21 protein-coding genes are annotated in these 20,454 nt (G+C 64.2%); 9 read left to right on the top strand and 12 right to left on the bottom strand.

Translation table 11 applies throughout. The annotated features are described in order from the left end of the window. Positions 1-23 precede the first annotated feature (23 nt). The gene (locus ACNFHO_RS21265) at positions 24-272 is read right to left on the bottom strand and encodes a hypothetical protein (protein WP_416767259.1); all 249 of its coding nucleotides are present in this window, start codon (positions 270-272) and stop codon (positions 24-26) included. Positions 273-728: 456 nt separating this feature from the next. On the opposite strand from ACNFHO_RS21265, the gene ACNFHO_RS21260 reads away from it, so the two are divergent. Both ACNFHO_RS21260 and ACNFHO_RS21255 read left to right on the top strand, forming a co-directional pair. Next, complete coding sequence (locus tag ACNFHO_RS21260) at positions 729-2,093, top strand: glutamine synthetase family protein (protein WP_416767258.1); 1,365 nt, start codon at positions 729-731, stop codon at positions 2,091-2,093. A gap of 31 nt (positions 2,094-2,124) precedes the next feature. Beyond that, the gene (locus tag ACNFHO_RS21255; RefSeq protein ID WP_112897707.1) at positions 2,125-3,432 is read left to right on the top strand and encodes an NAD(P)/FAD-dependent oxidoreductase; all 1,308 of its coding nucleotides are present in this window, start codon (positions 2,125-2,127) and stop codon (positions 3,430-3,432) included. Between the two features lie 42 nt (positions 3,433-3,474). On the opposite strand, the gene fadD1 is transcribed toward ACNFHO_RS21255, so the two are convergent. After that, positions 3,475-5,172: a long-chain-fatty-acid--CoA ligase FadD1 gene (gene fadD1, locus ACNFHO_RS21250; RefSeq protein WP_065861455.1), complete on the bottom strand. Its 1,698-nt coding sequence runs from the start codon at positions 5,170-5,172 to the stop codon at positions 3,475-3,477. Positions 5,173-5,617: 445 nt separating this feature from the next. After that, on the bottom strand, positions 5,618-7,306 hold the full coding sequence (gene fadD2 / locus ACNFHO_RS21245; protein ID WP_063543708.1) for a long-chain-fatty-acid--CoA ligase FadD2: 1,689 nt from the start codon (positions 7,304-7,306) through the stop codon (positions 5,618-5,620). A 201-nt stretch (positions 7,307-7,507) separates the two neighbouring features. Here fadD2 and ACNFHO_RS21240 point away from each other — a divergent pair, with 201 nt between their 5' ends. Together ACNFHO_RS21240 and ACNFHO_RS21235 are read left to right on the top strand one after the other, a co-directional pair. After that, positions 7,508-8,452, top strand: a complete 945-nt coding sequence (locus ACNFHO_RS21240; protein ID WP_054893310.1) for an alpha/beta hydrolase — start codon at positions 7,508-7,510, stop codon at positions 8,450-8,452. 33 nt (positions 8,453-8,485) lie between these two features. Further along, positions 8,486-8,956: a MaoC family dehydratase gene (locus tag ACNFHO_RS21235; RefSeq protein WP_054893311.1), complete on the top strand. Its 471-nt coding sequence runs from the start codon at positions 8,486-8,488 to the stop codon at positions 8,954-8,956. Positions 8,957-8,979: 23 nt separating this feature from the next. On the opposite strand, the gene ACNFHO_RS21230 is transcribed toward ACNFHO_RS21235, so the two are convergent. The 4 genes from ACNFHO_RS21230 to ACNFHO_RS21215 all read right to left on the bottom strand — a co-directional run bounded on the left by ACNFHO_RS21230 (position 8,980) and on the right by ACNFHO_RS21215 (position 12,168). Then, complete coding sequence (locus ACNFHO_RS21230) at positions 8,980-10,227, bottom strand: RNA polymerase sigma factor (RefSeq protein ID WP_416767255.1); 1,248 nt, start codon at positions 10,225-10,227, stop codon at positions 8,980-8,982. Between the two features lie 42 nt (positions 10,228-10,269). After that, on the bottom strand, positions 10,270-10,614 hold the full coding sequence (locus tag ACNFHO_RS21225; RefSeq protein ID WP_063543704.1) for a YciI family protein: 345 nt from the start codon (positions 10,612-10,614) through the stop codon (positions 10,270-10,272). A 24-nt stretch (positions 10,615-10,638) separates the two neighbouring features. After that, complete coding sequence (locus ACNFHO_RS21220; RefSeq protein ID WP_416767253.1) at positions 10,639-11,064, bottom strand: YybH family protein; 426 nt, start codon at positions 11,062-11,064, stop codon at positions 10,639-10,641. 150 nt (positions 11,065-11,214) lie between these two features. Further along, the gene (locus ACNFHO_RS21215) at positions 11,215-12,168 is read right to left on the bottom strand and encodes a threonine dehydratase (protein ID WP_063543700.1); all 954 of its coding nucleotides are present in this window, start codon (positions 12,166-12,168) and stop codon (positions 11,215-11,217) included. Between the two features lie 75 nt (positions 12,169-12,243). Between ACNFHO_RS21215 and ACNFHO_RS21210 the strand changes: the two genes are divergently transcribed. Beyond that, positions 12,244-13,614, top strand: a complete 1,371-nt coding sequence (locus ACNFHO_RS21210; RefSeq protein WP_416767251.1) for a PLP-dependent aminotransferase family protein — start codon at positions 12,244-12,246, stop codon at positions 13,612-13,614. Between the two features lie 3 nt (positions 13,615-13,617). Here ACNFHO_RS21210 and ACNFHO_RS21205 read toward each other — a convergent pair whose 3' ends face one another. After that, entirely contained in the window at positions 13,618-13,872 is a 255-nt protein-coding gene (locus ACNFHO_RS21205) for a DUF2790 domain-containing protein (RefSeq protein ID WP_054893315.1), read from the bottom strand. Positions 13,873-14,093: 221 nt separating this feature from the next. On the opposite strand from ACNFHO_RS21205, the gene ACNFHO_RS21200 reads away from it, so the two are divergent. After that, positions 14,094-14,543 (top strand): GNAT family N-acetyltransferase, encoded by a 450-nt coding sequence (locus ACNFHO_RS21200; RefSeq protein ID WP_197889935.1) that lies wholly within the window; start codon positions 14,094-14,096, stop codon positions 14,541-14,543. Here ACNFHO_RS21200 and def read toward each other — a convergent pair. From def to ACNFHO_RS21185, 3 genes are all read right to left on the bottom strand, one after another. Then, positions 14,498-15,034: a peptide deformylase gene (gene def / locus ACNFHO_RS21195; protein ID WP_416767250.1), complete on the bottom strand. Its 537-nt coding sequence runs from the start codon at positions 15,032-15,034 to the stop codon at positions 14,498-14,500. The genes ACNFHO_RS21200 and def overlap by 46 nt on opposite strands. Beyond that, positions 15,034-15,990 (bottom strand): YihY/virulence factor BrkB family protein, encoded by a 957-nt coding sequence (locus tag ACNFHO_RS21190; protein ID WP_054893318.1) that lies wholly within the window; start codon positions 15,988-15,990, stop codon positions 15,034-15,036. Before ACNFHO_RS21190 ends, def begins: the two co-directional genes overlap by 1 nt. Positions 15,991-16,176: 186 nt before the next feature. Further along, complete coding sequence (locus ACNFHO_RS21185; protein ID WP_063543694.1) at positions 16,177-16,356, bottom strand: CsbD family protein; 180 nt, start codon at positions 16,354-16,356, stop codon at positions 16,177-16,179. 216 nt (positions 16,357-16,572) lie between these two features. On the opposite strand from ACNFHO_RS21185, the gene ACNFHO_RS21180 reads away from it, so the two are divergent. After that, complete coding sequence (locus ACNFHO_RS21180; RefSeq protein WP_416767249.1) at positions 16,573-18,045, top strand: right-handed parallel beta-helix repeat-containing protein; 1,473 nt, start codon at positions 16,573-16,575, stop codon at positions 18,043-18,045. Between the two features lie 126 nt (positions 18,046-18,171). Next, entirely contained in the window at positions 18,172-18,552 is a 381-nt protein-coding gene (locus ACNFHO_RS21175; RefSeq protein WP_054893320.1) for a hypothetical protein, read from the top strand. Here ACNFHO_RS21175 and ACNFHO_RS21170 read toward each other — a convergent pair whose 3' ends face one another. Then, the gene (locus tag ACNFHO_RS21170) at positions 18,553-19,389 is read right to left on the bottom strand and encodes a S1 RNA-binding domain-containing protein (RefSeq protein WP_063543690.1); all 837 of its coding nucleotides are present in this window, start codon (positions 19,387-19,389) and stop codon (positions 18,553-18,555) included. Positions 19,390-19,513: 124 nt separating this feature from the next. Here ACNFHO_RS21170 and ACNFHO_RS21165 point away from each other — a divergent pair, with 124 nt between their 5' ends. Further along, positions 19,514-20,374 (top strand): DUF6279 family lipoprotein, encoded by an 861-nt coding sequence (locus ACNFHO_RS21165; RefSeq protein WP_416767248.1) that lies wholly within the window; start codon positions 19,514-19,516, stop codon positions 20,372-20,374. Positions 20,375-20,454: the final 80 nt, after the last annotated feature.

Genomic DNA, 20,454 nt, shown 5'->3' with positions numbered 1-20,454 from the left:
GCGTGCACCCCGGCAATTTCCAATCAGCCCCGATCCCGTTCGAAATACCGCGAACGCTTGAACAGCAGTCGTGTGCCAGCCATCGTGAAAAAGACGGTCCAGACCAAACCGTCGAACAACAGGTTTTCGTGCTCACCCAGTTTCGTGCAACTCGTAATCGCTGCTGCCATGAAAACCAGATACATGAACACTCGGAGCCTGCTAGACCGGAACAGCCAGTCGACGCCTACCGCGAGAATGCAGATGAAGCCAATTGCAAAGACGTCAGCCATCACTACCCCGGATTAAATGATCAGCATCAAGCTGCTGGACTGTGGCCCCCTATCCATTACGGTCTGAACATCTCGTAGGACTACTCCGAAATCCACTCACCAAGCGTCGCAAATGTTTAGCCAGCTGCGGAGTGAACGTCGCCATTCACTGCTTTAATCAACCTTATCCACCATGTGAGTATCCAGGGCATGATTCCCGACCCGATCACCGCGCCCCCGCTGTCACGCCCTTCGCTGCCGAAGGTCAGGGCCCGCGCCGGTGAAAATCCGCTGGTCCACGTCATCCTCGCCTTCTGGGCCCTGTGGCACTGCCGCCATGCTCGCCCGCCGGATACCTCGCTCGCTGTCCATTGACGCCTACCGCAGCCCTGCGGCTGCCTGAATCCGTCCGACGCACCGCGCCAACCCGCGGTGGTCTTGTGCGTCCCTGAACGACAGGGGCGCGAGCGAGCCCCCATGCACTTTGCCAACCCCGAGCAAGCCCGCCGTTTCCTGGCCGAAAACCCCGACATCGACCTGATCGAACTGTTCATCCTCGACGCCAACGGCGTGCCGCGCGGCAAGCTGCTGCACCGTGACGAGCTGATGGCGGTATATGAAAGCGGCCGGCCGCTGCCCAGCACCATCCTTGGCCTGACCCTCAATGGCGACGATGTGGAAAATTCGGGCCTGGTCTGGGATGTCGGTGACATCGACTGCCGCGCCTACCCCCTGGACGCCAGCTTGGTACGCCTGCCCTGGCGCCGGGTGCCGACCGCCGCAGTGCAGGTCAGCATGCACCCCAGCGAAGGCCTGCCCGCCAGCATTGCCGACCCGCGCCATGTCCTGCTGCGCACCATCGAAGCCCTGAAGGCCGACGGTTATCACCCGGTGATGGCCTGCGAGCTGGAGTTCTACCTGCTCGACCAGCAGCGCGATGCCCAGGGCCGCCCGCAACCGGCGCTCGACAGCGACGGCGGCCGACCACGCAGCACACAGGTTTATGGCCTGCGTGAGCTGGAACAGATCGAGCCCTTCCTCGCCGACCTGTATGCCGCCTGCAAGGCCCAGGGCATTCCGGCACGCACGGCGATTTCCGAGTATGCCCCCGGCCAGGTGGAAATCACCCTGGAGCACGGCGATGCGCTGGCAGCGATGGACCAGGCCGTGCGCTACAAGCGCCTGGTCAAGGGCGTGGCCCATGCCCACGGCATGCAGGCCTGCTTCATGGCCAAGCCCTTCGCCCAGATCGCCGGCACCGGCATGCACATGCACCTGAGCCTGGCTGACAGCGAAGGCCGCAACCTGTTCGCCAGCGAAGACCCGGCCGGTACGCCGCTGCTGCGCCAGGCCGTGGCGGGCATGCTGCGCCACCTGCGCGATTCGCTGCTGCTGTTCTGCCCCAACGCCAACTCGTTCCGCCGCTTCCAGGCCAACAGTTATGCGCCGCTGGCGCCGACCTGGGGTGTCGACAACCGCACCGTGAGCCTGCGCGTACCCGGCGGCCCGGCCCCCAGCCGACACATCGAGCACCGTATCTGCGGCGCCGATGCCAACCCTTATCTGGCTGCCGCGGCCATTCTCGCCGCCACGCACCAAGGCATTCGCGAACAACTGGACCCCGGCGCTCCGGTCGAGGGCAACGGCTATGCCCAGGCCACCGAGCACCTGCCCACCGACTGGCTCACCGCCCTCGATGCACTGGAGCACTCGGTTTGGGCTCGCGAAGCGCTGGGCGATGCGTTCCTCGGGGTATACCTGAAGGTCAAACGCGCCGAATACCGCCAGTTCATGGCCGAAGTCAGCGAACAGGACTGGCGCTGGTACCTGCACCAGGCCTGAGCCCTACCCTATTCAGAACAAGGAACACCCCATGAACGCAGCACTGAACAACGGCCCGGCCCAGCGCGCACCGTCCTACTACAGCGCCACCCTCAACGATCGGACCGAGTACCCGACGCTCAACGGCACCGAGCAGGTCGACGTGGCGATCATCGGTGGCGGCTTCACCGGCGTCGCCACCGCCGTGGAGCTGGCCGAGCGCGGGCTGAAGGTCGCCATCGTCGAGACCAACCGCATCGGCTGGGGCGCCAGCGGGCGCAATGGTGGCCAGGTGACTGGCAGCCTGTCCGGCGACGAGGCCATGCGCACGCAGATGCGTGACCGGCTCGGCAGCGAGGTAGACGATTTCATCTGGCACCTGCGCTGGCGCGGGCACCAGATCATCGAACAGCGCGTGGCGCGCTACGGCATCCAGTGCGACCTCAAGCGCGGCCACCTGCATGCCGCAATGAAGCCGTCGCACCTGGAGGAACTGCGCGCCTTCGAAGCCGAGGCCCAGCGCCGTGGCATGGGCGACCAGGTGCAACTGCTCGACCGCCAGGGCATCTCGCGCCACCTGCAGAGCCCGCTGTACCTCGGGGCACTGAAGAATACGCGCAACCTGCACCTGCATCCGCTCAACCTGTGCCTGGGCGAGGCGCGGGCTGCGCACAGCCTCGGCGCGCTGATCTTCGAAAATTCGCAAGTGCTGGATATCGTCCACGGTCCGAGTCCGGCAGTGGTTACCGCCAATGGTCGAATCGAGGCGCGCCAGATCCTGCTGGCGGGCGATGTGTACCACAAGCTCGAGCAGCGCCAGCTCAAGGGCAAGATCTTCCCGGCCATGGGCGGGATCGTCACCACCGCGCCGCTGGGCGAGCTGGCCGAGCAGATCAACCCCGAGGACCTGGCGGTGTACGACTGTCGCTTCGTGCTCGACTACTACCGCCTGACCGCCGACAAACGCCTGCTGTTCGGAGGTGGCGCCAACTATTCAGGGCGTGATTCGCGGGACATCGAAGCCGAGCTGCGCCCTTGCATCGAGCGCACCTTCCCGGCGCTCAAGGGCGTGCCGATCGAATTCAAGTGGAGCTGCGCCATGGGCATCGTGGTCAACCGCATCCCACAACTGGGCAAGCTGTCGGACAACGTCTGGTACTGCCAGGGTTACTCCGGGCATGGCATCGCAACCAGCCACATCATGGGCGAGATCATGGCCGAGGCGTTGACCGGGACGCTGGAGAAGTTCGACACCTTTGCCGCGTGCAAGCACATCAAGGTGCCGATGGGGGATGTGCTGGGCAATCCGCTGCTGTCGGTGGGGATGTGGTACTACCAGATGCTGGAAAAGTTGCGCTGAAACCAAAACCGGCCCGCTCTTGCAGGAGCGGGCCGGTGTGAATCAGGCGATCTTCTTCAGCCCAAGTTTCTTCATCTCTTCGTCGCGCAGCTCACGACGCAGGATCTTGCCAACGTTGGTGGTCGGCAGGGCATCGCGGAATTCGATGAAACGCGGCACCTTGTAGCCGGTGACGTTGGCACGCATGTGCTCCATCACCTGTTCCTTGGTCAGCGTGACACCTGGCTTGGCGACGATGAACATCTTGATCACCTCGCCCGACTTCTCGTCAGGCACGCCGATCGCGGCACATTGCAGCACGCCCGGCAGGGCGACCAGCACGTCTTCCAGCTCGTTGGGATACACGTTGAAGCCCGAGACCAGGATCATGTCCTTCTTGCGGTCGACGATGCGCATGTAGCCGTCGGGCTGAATCACCGCGATGTCGCCAGTCTTCAGCCAGCCTTCGCTGTCGAGGATCTCGGCGGTGGCGTCTTCGCGCTGCCAGTAGCCCTTCATCACCTGCGGGCCCTTGATGCACAGCTCGCCGACTTCGCCCAGCGGCAGTTCCTGGCCGCTGTCGTCGATGACCTTGCACAGGGTGGACGGCACCGGGATACCGATGGTGCCGATCTGGTTGGCTTCGGACGGGTTGACCGCCGCCACCGGGCTGGTCTCGGTCATGCCGTAGCCTTCGCAGATGGCGCAGCCGGTGACCGCCTTCCAGCGCTCGGCCACGCTCAGTTGCAGGGCCATGCCGCCGGAAAGGGTCACCTTCAGCGCCGAGAAGTCCAGGCTGCGGAAGGTTTCGTTGTTGCACAGGGCGACGAACAGGGTGTTCAGCCCGACGAAACCGCTGAACTTCCACTTGCCCAGTTCCTTGACCATCGCCGGCAGGTCGCGCGGGTTGCTGATCAGCACGTTGTGGTTGCCGATCAGCATCATGGCCATGCAATGGAAGGTGAACGCGTAGATGTGGTACAGCGGCAGCGGCGTGATGATGATCTCGGAGCCTTCCTGCAGGTTCGAGCCCATCAAGGCGCGGCACTGCAGCATGTTGGAGACCAGGTTGCGGTGGGTCAGCATCGCGCCCTTGGCCACACCCGTAGTGCCGCCGGTGTATTGCAGCACAGCCACGTCATTGGCTTGCGGGCTGGCCTCGATGACCGGCTGGCCGCGGCCCTTGGCCAGTGCGTCGTTGAAGCGCACCGCCTGGGGCAGGCTGTAGGCCGGCACCATCTTCTTAACATACTTGATGACGCTGTTGATCAGCACACGCTTGAGCGGCGGCAGCAGGTCGGCCACCTCGGTGACGATGACATGCTTGACCTGGGTCTTGGGCAGGACCTTCTCGACCAGATGCGCCATGTTGGCCAGGCACACCACGGCCTTGGCACCAGAATCGGTGAACTGATGCTCGAGTTCACGCGCGGTGTACAGCGGGTTGGTGTTGACCACGACCAGGCCGGCGCGCATGGCACCAAACACAGCGACGGGATATTGCAGTACATTGGGCAGTTGAACGGCGATGCGATCGCCGGGCTTGAGGTCGGTGTGCTGTTGCAGCCAGGCCGCGAAAGCGCCGGACAGGGTATACAGCTCGCCGTAGGTGAGGGTCTTGCCGAGGTTGCTGAACGCCGGTTTGTCGGCGAAGCGCTGGCAGGATTGCTTCAGTACGGCCTGGATGTTGGGGAATTCGTCAGGATTGATTTCCGCCGTAATTCCGGCTGGGTATTTATCCTTCCAAAAATGTTCGATCATGGAAGCCCACTCCTTTAGCAACAGCGAATTCTTCACGCGTCGATGCGTTTATTATTGATATGAGATGAAGGGATTCATTGCAAACCGCATCATCTGAAAGCGCGCCGAGAGTAACAGCTTTGCCTGGGGTCGCCTAGAGGGCTTCGCTAGCCTCAATAGTCACCAAAGTGACTCAATGAACGCTATAAGTCATTTCTAGAGTATTTAATCAAAATGTCGCATTGCGGTGCGTGCGGCAGTCGACTCGGTCCCTGTAGGAGCGGGCTTGTCCCGCGATCGGGCGCGAAGCGGCCGCAAGCCAGGCAATCGAGATCGTCTTGATAAATCTCGCTGCCAGGTTCTACGGCCGCTTCGCGCCCGATCGCGGGACAAGCCCGCTCCCACAGGGATTGGGCTGGACTTTAAATTCTGAGCTAGACAATTGCTCCCACTGGTACGGTGGATTTCAGGCGATGTCGCGCAACTCCCGACGCAGGATCTTGCCTACCGGCGTCATGGGCAGTGAATCGCGCAGCACGATGTGCTTGGGCACCTTGTAGCCGGTGAAGTTGGCCTTGCAGAAGGTCTTGAGCTCCTCGACGCTGACACCGCCCGCCCGAGGAACCACGAACAGTTTTACCGCTTCGCCGGAGCGTTCGTCGGGCACGCCGATCACCGCGCAACTGGCCACCTGCGGGTGGCCCATGACCACGTCCTCGATCTCGTTGGGATACACGTTGAAGCCCGAGACGATGATCATGTCCTTCTTGCGGTCGACGATGCGGGTGAAGCCGTCCGGGTCGATCACCGCGATGTCACCGGTCTTGAACCAGCCGTCGGCATCCAGCGCCTGGGCTGTCGCCTCCGGCTGTTGCCAATAGCCCTTCATGACCTGCGGCCCCTTGATGCACAGCTCGCCGCGTTCGCCCAGCGGCATCTCGTTGCCGTCGTCGTCGATGACCTTGAACGCGGTGCCGACCACCGGGATGCCCACCGTACCCAGCCGCGCCAGTTGCCCGTAGGGATTGGTGCTCGCCACCGGTGAGGTTTCGGTCAGGCCGTAACCCTCGACGATGCGACAGCCGGTCAGGCTCTCCCAGCGCTCGGCGGTGGCCTTGACCAACGCTGTGCCGCCGGAGTTGGTGACCTTCAGCGCCGAGAAATCCAGCGACTTGAAGCCCGGGTTGTCCATCAGCGCGACGAACAGGGTGTTCAAGCCCAGCAATGCCGAAAAGCGCCACTTGCCCAGCTCCTTGATGAAGCCCGGAATGTCGCGCGGATTGGTGATCAGTACGTTGTGATTGCCCGTGACCATCATGCACATGCAGTTCGCAGTGAAGGCATAGATGTGATACAGCGGCAGTGGCGCGATCATCACCTCCTGCCCTTCCTTGATCAGCGGCTGGCCGTCGGGCCCGTGCTGGGCGAAGCAGGCCAGCACCTGCAGCATATTGGCGACCAGGTTGCCGTGGGTGAGCATCGCGCCCTTGGCCAGCCCCGTGGTGCCGCCGGTGTATTGCAATACGGCGACATCCTCGAGCGTCTGCACCACCGGCTTGTACGTGAGTTCACGGCCCTCGCGCAGTACCTGCTTGAACGACACGGCCTGGGGCAGGCGGTACGCCGGCACCATCTTCTTCAGCTTGTCGACCACCGTGTTGACCAGCCAGCCCTTGGCGGCCGGCAGCAGGTCGCCCATCTTCGCCTCGATCAGGTATTCGATGCCGGTGTCGGGCAGCACCGTCTGCACGCGCTGGCCGAACATGTTCAGGTACACCAGCGCACGGGCGCCGGAATCCTTGAACTGGTGGCGCATCTCGCGCTCGGTGTACAGCGGGTTGGTGTTGACCACGATCAGCCCGGCGCGCATCGCGCCGAAGACGGCGATGGGGTATTGCAGGACATTGGGCATCTGCACGGCGATGCGATCACCGGGCTTGAGATCGGTGTGCTGTTGCAACCAGGCCGCAAAGGCCGCCGAATGGCGCTCCAGTTCGGCGTAACTGAGGGTGACGCCGAGGTTGCTGAACGCCGGGCGGTCGGCGAAGCGCTTGCAGGAACGCTCGAACACTTCGACGACGGATTTGTAAGCAGTGATGTCTATGGTGGAAGGCACGCCCGCCGGGCGCTTGTCATTCCAGAAGTCGGCTTGCATTTATTGTTGTTCCTCAGCCTGAACCGTCCATGACCTGATTGCCCAACGGCAAAAAGGCGTTGAGCCGACGTTAGCAGGTAAGCCGGAGGTGGCAAATACGCCAAGGGCTGCCATTAACATTGTGAATCTTATTTGTGCCCCTGCTGCAATCCTGGTCATTGTGCATACACTGAGCTCAATCCCGTGCACAAAGGATTTTCCATGGCCCACGACGCCTTCTGGCTGCCCGCCAGCGAGCACTGCAGTCTGTACGTCCACCAGTGGCTGCCGCAGACCCCGGTCAAGGCCGTGGTGCTGCTGGCCCATGGCATGGCCGAGCACGCCGGGCGCTACCGGCGCCTGGGCCATGCGCTGAACGATGCCGGCTTTGCCCTGTTCGCCCCTGATCTGCGTGGCCACGGCCGCACCGCAGAGCTAGGTAGCCTCGGCCTGTTCGCCCACCACCACGGCTGGAACACGGTGGTCAACGACCTGGGCCTGCTCAGCCAGCACATCGGCCAGCAGTTCCCCGGCACGCCGCTGTTCCTGTTCGGCCACAGCATGGGCAGCTACATCGCCCAGGCGTACCTGCTGCACCACAGTGGCAGCCTGCACGGGGCGGTGCTCAGCGGCTCGAACTTCCAGCCGGCTGCGCTCTATCGCGCAGCACGCCTGATCGCCCGCCTGGAGGCCTGGCGCCAGGGGGTGGAGGGCAAGAGCGCGCTGATCGACTGGCTGTCGTTCGGCTCGTTCAACAAGGCCTTCAAACCCAACCGCACGGCGTTCGACTGGCTCAGCCGCGACCCGGCCGAGGTCGACGCCTACGTCGACGACCCGCTGTGCGGCTTTCGTTGTAGCAACCAGCTGTGGCTCGACCTGTTGCAAGGCCTGGCACAGATCAGCCAACCGCGCCATCTGGCGCAGATCGATCCGAACCTGCCGATGCTGGTGATCGGCGGCGAATGTGATCCGGTCAGCGCTGGCAAGCGTCTCACCCACCTGGCCAACGCCCTGCGCGCGACCGGCAATCGCCATGTACAATTGCGCGTCTACCCGCAGGCACGCCACGAAGTGCTCAACGAAACCAATCGCGACGAGGTCACCCACGACATCATTGCCTGGCTGGAGCAGGCACTGGCCCTTGGCCGCCCTGCCCGCAGCGAATGATGTGCACCACCTCGTCCCTCCAAGGAAGCCCTGATGACCCAGGTCACCAACACGCCCTACGAAGCCCTCGAAGTCGGCCAGAAAGCCAGCTATGAAAAATCGGTGGAAGAACGCGACATCCAGCTGTTCGCCGCCATGTCCGGTGACCACAACCCCGTGCACCTGGACGCCGAGTTCGCGGCCAAGAGCATGTTCCGCGAGCGCATCGCCCACGGCATGTTCAGCGGCGCACTGATCAGCGCTGCGGTTGCCTGCACCCTGCCAGGCCCCGGCACCATCTACCTGGGGCAGAAGATGAGCTTCCAGAAGCCGGTGAAGATTGGCGACACCCTGACCGTACGCCTGGAAATCCTCGAGAAGCTGCCCAAGTTCAAGGTGCGCATCGCCACCAATGTGTACAACCAGAACGACGAACTGGTAGTCGAGGGCGAGGCCGAGATCCTGGCACCCCGCAAGCAGCAGACGGTGGAGCTGGTATCGCCGCCGAACTTTGTCGCCGGCTGACCGAGCAGTATCCTGTCGCGGATCTACCTGCGACAGGGCTCCAACGCCCTCAGGCAGCGCTCGATATGCCGTCGCTCAGGTTCCTGGCGGGCCAGCGCCAGCGCCCTGACCCACGCCTCCCGGGCCTGCTGCACATGCCCCAATTGCCCGTGCAACTGAGCCTGTGCCGCGTGGGCCAGATGGTAGTCGAGCAACTCGCCCCGCCCCATAATCGCCTCCACCTCTGCCAGGCCCGCCGCCGCGCCGTCACGGCTGGCCAGCGCCACTGCGCGGTTGAGTTCGATCACAGGTGACGGCCAGTGCCGCAGCAACACGTCATACAGGCCGACGATCTCTGCCCAGTCGGTCTCCTGGGCGCTGGCGGCCTCGGCATGCACCGCAGCGATCGCCGCCTGCACGCTGTAGGGCCCGATATCACGGCTGCCCAGCGCATGACGCACCAGGGCGCACCCCTCCTCGATCTGTGCCTTGTCCCACAGGCTGCGGTCCTGCTGGTCGAGCAGCACCAGCTCGCCTTCGCCATCGGTGCGCGCCCGCAGCCGCGAGGCCTGCAACAGCATCAACGCCAGCAGGCCGAACACCTCCGGGTCTGGCAGCAGTTGCGCCAGCAGCCGCCCCAGGCGAATCGCCTCGTCGCACAGGTCGCGCTGCACCAGGTCTTCCCCTGCCGATGCCGAATAGCCTTCGTTGAACACCAGGTAAATCACCCGCAACACACTTTCCAGGCGCTCTGCCAGTTCGCCCATGGCGGGCACCTGGTAGGGAATTCGTGCATCGCGGATCTTGGCCTTGGCCCGCACGATGCGCTGGGCGATGGTCGAGGGCGACTGCAGGAACGCGCGGGCGATCTGCTCGGTGGTCAGGTCACACACCTCACGCAGGGTCAAAGGCACCTGGGCATCGGCGGACAACGCCGGGTGGCAACAGGTGAAGATCAAGCGCAAACGGTCGTCAGCGAGCAGCTCCTCCTCGCTCGGATCCTGCGCCGGGTCTTCGAGTTGCATGATCAGCTGTGCCTGCGAGCGGTCGAAACGGGCGCGGCGGCGCAAGGCATCGATGGCCTTGAAACGCCCGGCCGAGACCAGCCAGGCCCGCGGGTTGGCCGGCATGCCGTCGCGCTGCCAGCGTTCGACGGCAATGAAGAAGGCATCATGCAGGGCCTCCTCGGCGAGGTCGAAATCACCCAACAGACGGATCAGGGTCGCCAGGATGCGCCGCGAGTCGCGGCGGTAGATAACCTCGACCTGGGCATGCAGCTCATCACCCGTCATCGTGTTGCGGTCCGCGGCGTCATCTTGGCTGACCTCCCGTCATCAGGGTTGCAGTTCGCGCACCGGCCTCACTTCGACACTGCCGACCCGCGCCGCCGGAATACCTTTGGCGATGTTCAGTGCCTCGTTGAGGTCGCGGGCATCGACCAGGTAGAAGCCGGCCAGTTGCTCCTTGGTTTCCGCAAAGGGCCCGTCGGTCAGGCTCATCTTGCCAGCGCGCATGCGCACGGTGGTGGCCGTCTGCACCGGCTTGAGCGCCTCGGCCGCAAGCATCCGCCCTGAGCCGTGCAGGGACTCGGCGTAAGCCATGCACTCGGCGTCTTCGGGGCTGTCGGGCAGGCTGTGCAGCAGCCCCTCGTCACAATAGACCAGGCACAGGTATTTCATGATCGTCTCCAGCTGACGTACGGTTCAGGGCTTGAGGTCGAAGCGAGCCTTCTGGGTTTCCATGTCGAACGGTGCCGACCAGTGTTCATGGATCACCTGCCAGCGCCCTGCACTACGACGATAGCCCACCGTGACGCGCATGAAGCCGCACTGCCTTTCATCGTCAGCCGGGCCGCAGCGGTTGAGCCAATGCGCCAGGGCCAGGTCGCCATCGGCCTGAACGTCCAGCTCGGCCACCTCGAAGACCATCGGACCGGTGCAAAAGCCCATGCACATTTCCCAATGCGCCTGGTAGGCAGCCTTACCCTTGAATTGCAGGGCCTGGATGGCGTCGAAGGCAACGATGTCATCGGCATAGGGCGCGACGATGGCCGGCAGGTCGCGCTCGCGCACAGCCTGGATCCAGCCGTCGATGAGTTGACGGATTTCGGTTTCGGCGGGGGTATTCATGGGCAAGCCTCCAGCAGGTCATCAGTGGGTGGCGCCGAGTGTTTGCGGCGCCTTCACTGATGGTCGACTGGGGATGGGAGGAATCGACAACGCTGGAAAACTTTTTGCGGTTTTCCGTTATCGGCCTGTGTCGACGGGCCTTCGCTGTCTTTACCCAGCCAGCACCTGCGCATAACGCGCCCGGTCCACGTTGGCCCCGCTCAACACCACCGCAACCCTCCTGCCCTGCTGGCGTTCGCGCTCCTGCAACAGTGCGGCCAGCGCCGCTGCACCCGCGCCTTCGGCGGTGTTGTGGGTGGTTTCGTGGTAGAGGCGCATGGCCTGGGCGATTTCGTCATCGCTCACCCGGACGATGCGCGTGGCATGCTCACGCACCAGGGCGAAGGCGTCCGGGTGCGGCACGCGGCAGGCCATGCCGTCGGCAAAGGTGTCGGCGGTGGCCGTGGTGACGATACGCCCCAGCTCGAAGCTCTGTGCATAGGCATCCGCAGCGCTGGACACCACGCCAACGATCTCGGTCCGCAGCCCCAGCAGGTTGCGCGCCTGGATCAGCCCGCAGATGCCCGAACCCATGCCGATCGGCACATACACGGTGTCGAGGTCCGACACGGCCTCGAACAGCTCCAGCGCATAGGTCGCTACGCCGCGCACCAGCTCCGGGTGGAACGAGGGCACCATCCGGTAGCCGCGCTGTTCGGCCAGCTGGGCGGCGTACTCACGGGCCACGTCGAAATCGACACCGTGCTCGATCAGTTCCGCACCCAGCGCACGCATGGCGGCATTCTTCTCCCGCGAGTTGCCTTCAGGCACCACGATCACCAGGGGCAAGCCTGCCTGGCGCGCCGCCAGGGCCATGCTCTGGCCGTGATTGCCGCGGGTGGCGGTGACCAGCCCCTGAGGCACATCACCGCTGGCCAGCAGCGAGCGCACATAGACCAGCCCGCCGCGTACCTTGAATGCGCCAGTCGGCGCATGGTTCTCATGCTTGACCCACAGTTGGCAGCCGGCCCGCTCGGCGAGCAACGGCCAGACGCGCTGTGGCGTCGCAGGCACATGCTGGTGAACGAAATCGGCGGCTTCGCGCAGGGCTGTGAGGTCGAACATGGCGATCATCCTTCATCGAGGGCAGTTGCGACGATCCTGAGCGCCGGGCATTGTATGGGTCAAACCTTATATTGCATGGGTAGCAATTTCGTGTGGACCCCGGAACTGATCGACGACGCCCAACCCCGCTACCTGGCACTGGTCGATGCCATCGCCGCCGCCATCGAACGCGGTGAGCTCAAGGTAGGGGAACGCCTGCCGCCACAACGGCGCCTGGCCTGGAAGCTGGGGCTCAACCCGAGCACCACCCAGCAGGCTTATCGCGAAGCTGCCGCGCGACATCTGGTGGCCGGCGAAGTCGGGCGAGGTACCTACGTATTGGCGGGTAGCAAGGAAGCAACGCTGTTTCGCCTCAAGCAGCACGACCGGCATTCGTCGCTGATCGACCTGTCGACCAACGTACCCGTGGCCGATCCGCACTCGCACGACCTGCAGCACAGCCTCCAGGCATTGCTGCAGGCGGACGACCTCAACCTGCTCGATCACTACCTCGATCACGACCAGTTGCTGCTCGCTCGCCTGCATGGCGCACGCTGGCTGGCCCAGCGCGGGCTGACGCTGGGCGCTGACGACCTGCTATTGTGCGGCGGCGCCCAGCAAGGGCTGGCCTGTGTGCTGCAGTCGCTGTGCCAGCCTGGCGAGGCGGTCATGGTCGAAGCCCTGACCGCACCAGGGATCAAGGCAGCGTGTCGCCAGTTGCGCCTGCCAGTGCATGGCGTGGCCCTGGATCACCAAGGGCTGCGCCCGGATGAGCTCGACCGGGTGACGCGGGCCAGCGGCGCCAGGGTGCTGGTGACCACACCCACCCTGCACAACCCCACCGGGGCGTGCATGGGCGACAGCCGTCGCCAGGCCGTCGCCGAGGTGGTGAAGCGCCACGGCCTGCGGGTGATCGAGGACGATGTCTATGGCGCGCTGAGCGAGCGGGCGCCCTTGTACCCCTTGCTCGACGGCCAGGGGATACTCGTCAGCAGCTTGTCCAAGACGGTCGCAGCGGGGCTGCGCCTGGGCTGGATCGCCGCACCGGCATCGGTGCTGGAACACATCGACCCGCATGCCCGGGCCACGCACTGGCCGGTGTCACCGCTGAACCTGCGCATCGCCTGCCAATGGATCGCCAATGGCACAGCCGCGCGGCGACTGGCTTGGCAACGGGAGGAAATCGGGGAACGCTGGCGCCTGGCGCGGCGGGTATTCGGTGAAGCGATGCGTGCTCAGGATGAACCCTCGCCGCATGTCTGGGTGAACACCCCAGGGCCTGCTGAAGCCCTGGTAGGGGCGTGCCGGGCACGCGGGGTCGAAGTGGTGCCGGCCAGTGTCTTCGCGGTGGGGGGCGATGAAGTGAGGGCAGTGCGGATCAGCCTGTCGGCCGCCACCAGCCGCGCGCAGCTCAAGCAAGGGCTGGACGTCGTGCGCGCGGTACTTGGCGAGCTGGCAGGCAGATAGCACTCACCCCTGCTGGCAACCCTCGCCCATGGCTCGGTACTGAATGGTGTGCACCTGACCCTGATGATCTTCATAGGTCATGGTTGCCGGCACCACCTCGCAGACATCGGGGATGGTCGACAGATTGATCACCCGCTTGATATCCAGGTTCATCGAGTAGTCGTACTGCACCGGGGGCTGGGTCTGGGTGGTCTTGGCCTCGTCCGCCAGGGCGAGCGAAGACATCCCGACCAATGCAAGAATGAGTAATGTTTTCATGAGTCTGTGGCCTTGAAAGCAATCACGTTGATCGATTGACTTCTTATGCCGTCACTGGCGCGGAGAAGTTGTCATCGTCGGCGATGACACGAAGCACCGATCCCGCATCGTCGTACTGCAGAAGGGATGAGTGAAATTCTACGCCCGCCACCGAATACTTGAACCCTGCAGTCGGATATTCACCCTTGCCAGATTTGCAACAATCTGCGACAAAGCCCCCCATGACCCTGCCCGAATTCCTCCCGCTCTGCCGCTCGCAGCGCCGCCTGCTCGACCACTTCTACCGCCAGCACGGCTCGCGCATGCGCGCCAGTGCAGAAGGCCAACTGTGGGTTGCGCGCGCGCAGGCGATGGTGGGTGCATTGAACCTGACGCCCGTCGCCGACGGCCACTGGCTGACCGGCCTGTTCGTGGCGCCGCAATGGCGTGGCCAGGGTGTTGCCGCAGGGTTGGTCAGCGCAGCGCTGGCCAACAGCACAGGCCCGACCTGGCTGTTCTGCCACCCCGAACTGCAAAGCTTCTATGCGCGGCAGGCTTTCACAACGGCGAGCGCCCTGCCCGTCGAACTGGCCTCGCGGCTGGCCCGCTACCAGCGCAGCAAAACGCTGGTAGCGATGGTGTGCGCTCAGTCGTCGGCAACGTCGAGCCCGGGGAACAGCACATCGGTGTAGCCGAAGCGGGCAAAATCCTGGATCCGCGATGGGTAAAGCCGCCCGATGAGGTGGTCGCATTCGTGCTGCACCACCCGCGCATGGAAGCCATCGGCGAAGCGGTTGATCGGGGCCCCCTGGGGGTCGAGGCCCTCATAGCGGATGTGCTTGTAGCGGGGCACGACACCGCGCAAGCCCGGCACCGACAGGCACCCTTCCCAACCCTCCTCGAGCTCGGTGGACATCGGCGTGATCAGCGGGTTGAGCAGGATGGTCTGCGGCACGGGCTCGGCGTCCGGATAGCGCTCGCTGCGCTCGAATCCGAAGATCACCAGCTGCAGGTCGATGCCGATCTGCGGCGCGGCCAGGCCGACACCACCGACGTGGCGCATGGTCTCGAACATGTCGTCGATCAGTTGCTGCAGCTCAGGGCTGCCGATCATGTGCTCGGGCACGGGCGGTGCGATGCGCAGCAGGCGCTCATCGCCCATCTTGAGGATGTTACGGATCATCAGGGATTCGGCTCACGGGTCTGGGGTTCGGCATGCGCGGGATGCTCATGGCCGAGCACAGTGATGGTCTCCTTCGGCTGCTCGCCGTCGAATTCCTTCTCGCCGGGGTTCTTGCCTTCAGCCGACATGTGCTCGATCACCGCATTCATCTCGGCGCCCAGCAATAGCACGGCGGCGGAGATATAGAAATACAGCAACAGCACGATGATCGCCCCGATGCTGCCGTACATGGCGTTGTAGTCGGCGAAGGTCTTGACGTAGTAGGCAAAGCCCAGCGAAGCGACGATCCACACCACCACCGCCAGTACGGAGCCTGGGGTGATGAAGCGGAATTTCTGCTTAACGTCGGGCATCACGTAGTAGATCAGCGCCACCGCCACCATCATCAGGATGATGATCGCCGGCCAGCGCAGCACGGTCCAGATGGTGACGATCACCTCCTGCAGGCCGACCTGGGCCGCGATCCACTCCATCACCTGCGGCCCCAGCACCATGAGTGCGGCGGCGGCCAGCAGCATGCCGGCAATGCCGATGGTGTAGAAGATCGACAGCGGAATGCGCTTCCACACCGGGCGGCCCTCGGGCACATCGTAGGCGGCGTTCATGGCGCTCATCATCAGGCGCACGCCGGCCGAGGCGGTCCACAGGGCGATGACGATACCCACCGAGAGCAATCCGCCCTTCGATTGCTGCAACTGGTCGATCACCGGATTGACTTGTTCGAGTGCCTGGGGCGGCAGCACCAGTTCCGATTGCAGGCGCAACCAGGAGAAGAAGTCGGGCAGGTGCAGGAAACCGATCAGCGCGATCAGGAACAGAATGAAAGGGAACAGCGAGAACAGCATCTGGTAGGCCAGTGCCGAGGCATAGGTGGACATCTCGTCATCGAGGAATTCCTTGACGGTGCGCACCAGCACGCGGTGCAGAGGCAGGCCCTGCAGGGCGGGAAAAATCATAGCGTCTCCTTTCGCCGCTTGATCGTCGTGGTTGCAACTGTGCAGACAAGTCTAATAGACCACGCGCACCGCGTACTGCTCACTGGCGAAATCAGGAAAACGGCTACGGCGGACGTTGGGGCAAAACGGTAAGGCCCCATGGGCGCAAAACGGCGCGCCCACAAGACCCTGTGCATCAACCGCGGTTCAAGGCTTCTTCACCGCATCCTTGACCTTGCCCACCGCCTGCTGCCCTTCGCCCTTGAGTTCCTGGGCCTTGCCCTCGGCACGCAGCTTGTCGTTGCCGGTCACTTTACCGACGCCTTGCTTGATGTTGCCAACCGCTTCGTTGGCCAGGCCCTTGGCTTTGTCTTTGGTGCCGCTCATGGCGAATCTCCTGCAAAAAGAGACACGTGAACCGTGTCGACAAAAGGTGGACCGGTTCGCTTGTGCAAGAGTTTCAACATTTTTTCGGGCACCAAGCCGAACGGCAAACAGCGGGCGAATACCGCACCGAATTGTCCCAGCGCCGCTGCGCACTCGGAAGGCGCAGCTCTAGAATCCGGCCATTCATAAAAACAACAGTCCGTGGAAACCTTGCACATGCGATTGATGCCCCTACTCGCGGCCATGCTGCCGTTACTTCCCCTGCCCGCCCTCGCCGCCGCCCCGACCGCCGTGCAAACCTTGCGGGTCGAGCGCTACACCGACGACGACCAACCCGGCACCCTGCGCTGGGCCCTGGAAACCAGCAACCGCAACCCCGGCCATTACCGCATCGACATCGCTGCAATCGGCGAGCCGCCCTACGTGATCCGCCCGAGCCGGCCACTGCCGGAAATCAAGGGCCCGCTACGCATCACCGGCCTGGCCTGGGCACGTGACGGCCAGTACATCGCCATCGACGGCGCCGGCTATATCAAGGACCAGGGGGTACGCACCTGTCCAGGCGCCCTGCCCGGTCAGTTCGGCACCAATGTGCGCACCACCACCAACCCCGGCCTGGTGCTGCGCGACACCCAGGGCGTGCACCTGAGCGGCCTGGAGGTGCGCAACTTCTGCATCGGCATCCTGGTCAACCGCGCCAGCGGCAACGTCATCGAAGACAACCGTATCGTCGCCAACAAGGGCGGGGCCGGGATCATGCTCACGGGCGATGACGGCGCGGGCAACCCGACGGCCACCACCACGGTCAACAACAAGGTGCTGCGCAACCAGTTGATCGACAACGGCGACGGCCTGGAGCTGACCCGCGGCGCCGCCTTCAACCTGGTGGCCGACAACCTGTTCCGCTCCACCGACGCCAACCCCGAGCCCTCCCAGGGCATCGAGATCCTGCTGGGCAACGACAACAGCGTGGTGCGCAACCGCTTCGAGAACTACTCCGACGGCCTGCAGATCAACTGGGGCAAGCGCAACTACCTGGGCGCCAATACCTTCACCGGCAACTCCATCGGCATCAGCGTGACCGGCGAGGGCAACATCCTCGACGGCAACCTGATCCACGGCAACCGCATCGGCGTGGCCCTGCGTCCGGAGCCGGAAGTCACCGCCACACGCGTCACTGCCAATCGCATCTGGGGCAATGGCCTGGACATCCGGCGCTGCGAGGCGGGTGGCTCGTGCGTAGCGGACCAGCGCACCGGCGCGATCATCTTCGGTGTGCCAGCCCAGGCCCACGCGCTGTACGTCGGCTCGCGCGGTGTCGGCGCGGAACTGGCGAAGAAGGACCAGGCGATCATCTGCGATGGCAGCGGCCAACCCCAGCCGTGCCAGCCGCTGCCCAATCACAATCAACAGGCGCCGCGTCTGACCGGGCTTGCCGGGCATGTGCTGCAAGGTGAAGTGCAAGGGCCGGTATCCAGCCTGCTGCGCATCGAGGTGTTCGGCAATGCGGCAGCGGATGGGCGGGAAGCGGAGCAGTATCTGGGCGAGGTGTTGGTGGGCAGCGATGCCCAGGGCAAGGCACGGTTCGAGAAGACGCTGGATGCCATTGCGGGGCTGAACAGCTTTACCGCGACGGTGACCACCGCCGATGGCGCGACCTCGGAGTTGAGCCAGCCGTTGCGGCGCTGAAGCTCAAGGCCTCTTTGCGGGCAAACCCGTGAGGAGGCCGGCGCAACCCACCCCGCAACCCTTGCCGCGCCCCGCGCCACCCCGCACAATGTCAGGCCTTTCTGGCGTCAACCCGCAGGAACCTGCATGAAACTCGACAAACCCACCGCCATCGCCCGGCGCAACCAAGCGCTGAACCGGCCGGTGCTCGACCGCGACAACACCCTGTTCGCCATCCTCGACAAGAAACGCAACCTGTGGTGGTTCGAGGTACCGGTGGCATTGCTGCGCAAAGGCCAGCCCGACTGGGTCAACTTGCTGCTGCACACCCCGGAAACCGACGAACTGCAGCACTTGAAAGTGCCGGTCAACTTCCTGCGCGCGCATCAGGAACAGATGGAAGTCCGCCACCCCGGCAAGCGTCGCTCGACCATCAGCCTGGCGCTGAGCGCCGACCGCGACTCGCTGCTGCGCGACACCCGCCCAGGCGGTGAACAACTGGACTTCAGCACCTTCGTGCAGGCCTGATCAGGCCCGCTCGATACGATCGTCATGGATGACGATCAGCCCTTGCTTGAACAGCCCGCCGATGGCCTTCTTGAAATTGCCCTTGCTGACGTTGAACAGCTTGGCGATCACTTCCGGGGCGCTCTTGTCGCACACCGGCAGCACGCCTCCGGCTTCGTCCAGGCGCTTGAGGATCTGCTCCTGCAGGCTGTCGGCCAAGGCCGCGCCCACCGGCTGCAGGCTCAGGGCGATCTTGCCGTCGTGGCGCACTTCCTTGATGAAGCCCTTCTCGTGCATGCCCGAGCGCAGGAACTTGAACACCTCGTTCTTGTGGATCAGGCCCCAGTGGCGGTTGTTGATGATCGCCTTGAAGCCCATCGGCGTCTCGCCCGCCACCAGCAGCTCGACCGGCTGGCCCGCCTTGTAGTCGACCGGCGTACGGTCGAGGTAGCGGTCCAGGCGCGCGGTGGCGGTGATGCGCCGGGTGCGCTTGTCGAGGTAGGCGTGCACCACGCAGTAATCGCCGATCTTCAACTGCTGCGCCTCTTCCGAATAGGGCATCAGCAAGTCCTTGGACAGGCCCCAGTCGAGGAAGATGCCGGCACCGTTGATGTCCTTGACCTTGAGACTGGCGAACTCACCGACCTGCACCTTGGGTTTCTCGGTGGTGGCGATCAGCTGGTCTTCGCTGTCGAGGTAGATGAACACGTTCAACCAGTCGTCGAGCTCAAGCTCGGCGTCCTTGGGGAAGTAGCGCCTGGGCAGGAGGATCTCGCCGTCGGCGCCGCCGTCCAGGTAAAGACCGAACTCCACGTGTTTCACGATTTGCAAACTGTTGTAACGCCCAAGCAGAGCCATTTCCGATGTTCCTCAAGACAAGGCGGCTATTCTACACCTGAAGCTGCCCGGCTGCCCGATCCGTGGGAACCGCCGAGCGCGGCGCGCATCTATTGCCTGGCAAGCAACCTGCAAGGATTCGCTCATGCCTGTCCGTCTGCCCAGAGCCCTGCTGCTCATTCTCGCGTTTGCCCTCACGCTCGCGGCCTGCAGCCGTATCGACCTCGCCTATCGCAACCTCGACCGGCTGGTGCCCTGGTCGCTGGGCGACTACCTGGACATGAATCGCCAGCAGAAGGCCCTGCTCGACGAACGGCTCAAGGGCCACCTGGCCTGGCACTGCAAGACACAACTGCCCGGCTACCTCGAATGGCTCGACAACGTGCGCCTGATGGTCGCCAACCAGGGCGTGACCGACCAGGCCCTGCAACAGCGCACTGCCGAGGCGCGCCAGGCCATCGGCCGGGTCGCTGAAGAGATCACCCCCTCCGCCGCCGAACTGCTGCGCGGCATGGGCGACGCGCAGGTCGGTGAAATGCGCAAGGCATTCAGCGACGACATTGCCGAGCGGCAGAAGGAATACGTCGACACCCCGCTACCCAAACAGATCCAGGCCCGTGCCACGCGCATGGAGAAACGCCTGACGCCGTGGCTGGGCGAGCTCAATGCCCGCCAGCGCCTGCGGGTGATGACCTGGTCCCAGGCCCTCGGCGATCAGAACAGCGAATGGATCGCCAATCGCCAGGCCTGGCAGCAACAGTTGGTGCTGGCCATGGAACAACGCCATTCGCCAGCGTTCGAGCCCCGCCTGGCGCAGTTGCTGCAGCGCAAGGAGAGCCTGTGGTCACCGGCCTACCGCATGGCCTTCGAGAACACCGAGCTGCAGGCCCGCAGCCTGCTGGTCGACCTGATGCAGCAGAGCAGCCCGGCGCAGCGGCAGTTCCTGCTGGACCGGCTGGCCAAGGTACGTCGTGACTTCAGTGAGCTGAAGTGCCTCAAGGGGTGAGGATCGGGGTGGCCTTTTCGCGGGCAAGCCCGCTCCCACAAGCCCCCACTGCCCTTGAGTTCAGTGGGGGCTTGTGGGAG

The organism is Pseudomonas sp. NY15374 (genome assembly GCF_048068255.1).
Classification (GTDB): Bacteria; Pseudomonadota; Gammaproteobacteria; order Pseudomonadales; family Pseudomonadaceae; genus Aquipseudomonas; species Aquipseudomonas machongensis.
This window is presented reverse-complemented; position numbering and strand designations above follow the sequence as displayed.

Excerpts from the sequence above, each read along its gene's own strand:
- def (WP_416767250.1), bottom strand. The coding sequence starts at position 15,034 with ATGATCCGTAACATCCTCAAGATGGGCGATGAGCGCCTGCTGCGCATC.
- ACNFHO_RS21165 (WP_416767248.1), top strand. The coding sequence starts at position 19,514 with ATGCCTGTCCGTCTGCCCAGAGCCCTGCTGCTCATTCTCGCGTTTGCC.
- ACNFHO_RS21265 (WP_416767259.1), bottom strand. The coding sequence starts at position 272 with ATGGCTGACGTCTTTGCAATTGGCTTCATCTGCATTCTCGCGGTAGGC.
- ACNFHO_RS21235 (WP_054893311.1), top strand. The coding sequence starts at position 8,486 with ATGACCCAGGTCACCAACACGCCCTACGAAGCCCTCGAAGTCGGCCAG.
- ACNFHO_RS21175 (WP_054893320.1), top strand. The coding sequence starts at position 18,172 with ATGAAACTCGACAAACCCACCGCCATCGCCCGGCGCAACCAAGCGCTG.
- ACNFHO_RS21240 (WP_054893310.1), top strand. The coding sequence starts at position 7,508 with ATGGCCCACGACGCCTTCTGGCTGCCCGCCAGCGAGCACTGCAGTCTG.
- fadD1 (WP_065861455.1), bottom strand. The coding sequence starts at position 5,172 with ATGATCGAACATTTTTGGAAGGATAAATACCCAGCCGGAATTACGGCG.
- ACNFHO_RS21200 (WP_197889935.1), top strand. The coding sequence starts at position 14,094 with ATGACCCTGCCCGAATTCCTCCCGCTCTGCCGCTCGCAGCGCCGCCTG.
- ACNFHO_RS21190 (WP_054893318.1), bottom strand. The coding sequence starts at position 15,990 with ATGATTTTTCCCGCCCTGCAGGGCCTGCCTCTGCACCGCGTGCTGGTG.
- ACNFHO_RS21225 (WP_063543704.1), bottom strand. The coding sequence starts at position 10,614 with ATGAAATACCTGTGCCTGGTCTATTGTGACGAGGGGCTGCTGCACAGC.
- ACNFHO_RS21210 (WP_416767251.1), top strand. The coding sequence starts at position 12,244 with ATGGGTAGCAATTTCGTGTGGACCCCGGAACTGATCGACGACGCCCAA.
- ACNFHO_RS21220 (WP_416767253.1), bottom strand. The coding sequence starts at position 11,064 with ATGAATACCCCCGCCGAAACCGAAATCCGTCAACTCATCGACGGCTGG.
- ACNFHO_RS21185 (WP_063543694.1), bottom strand. The coding sequence starts at position 16,356 with ATGAGCGGCACCAAAGACAAAGCCAAGGGCCTGGCCAACGAAGCGGTT.
- ACNFHO_RS21260 (WP_416767258.1), top strand. The coding sequence starts at position 729 with ATGCACTTTGCCAACCCCGAGCAAGCCCGCCGTTTCCTGGCCGAAAAC.
- ACNFHO_RS21205 (WP_054893315.1), bottom strand. The coding sequence starts at position 13,872 with ATGAAAACATTACTCATTCTTGCATTGGTCGGGATGTCTTCGCTCGCC.
- fadD2 (WP_063543708.1), bottom strand. The coding sequence starts at position 7,306 with ATGCAAGCCGACTTCTGGAATGACAAGCGCCCGGCGGGCGTGCCTTCC.
- ACNFHO_RS21255 (WP_112897707.1), top strand. The coding sequence starts at position 2,125 with ATGAACGCAGCACTGAACAACGGCCCGGCCCAGCGCGCACCGTCCTAC.
- ACNFHO_RS21215 (WP_063543700.1), bottom strand. The coding sequence starts at position 12,168 with ATGTTCGACCTCACAGCCCTGCGCGAAGCCGCCGATTTCGTTCACCAG.
- ACNFHO_RS21230 (WP_416767255.1), bottom strand. The coding sequence starts at position 10,227 with ATGACGGGTGATGAGCTGCATGCCCAGGTCGAGGTTATCTACCGCCGC.
- ACNFHO_RS21180 (WP_416767249.1), top strand. The coding sequence starts at position 16,573 with ATGCGATTGATGCCCCTACTCGCGGCCATGCTGCCGTTACTTCCCCTG.
- ACNFHO_RS21170 (WP_063543690.1), bottom strand. The coding sequence starts at position 19,389 with ATGGCTCTGCTTGGGCGTTACAACAGTTTGCAAATCGTGAAACACGTG.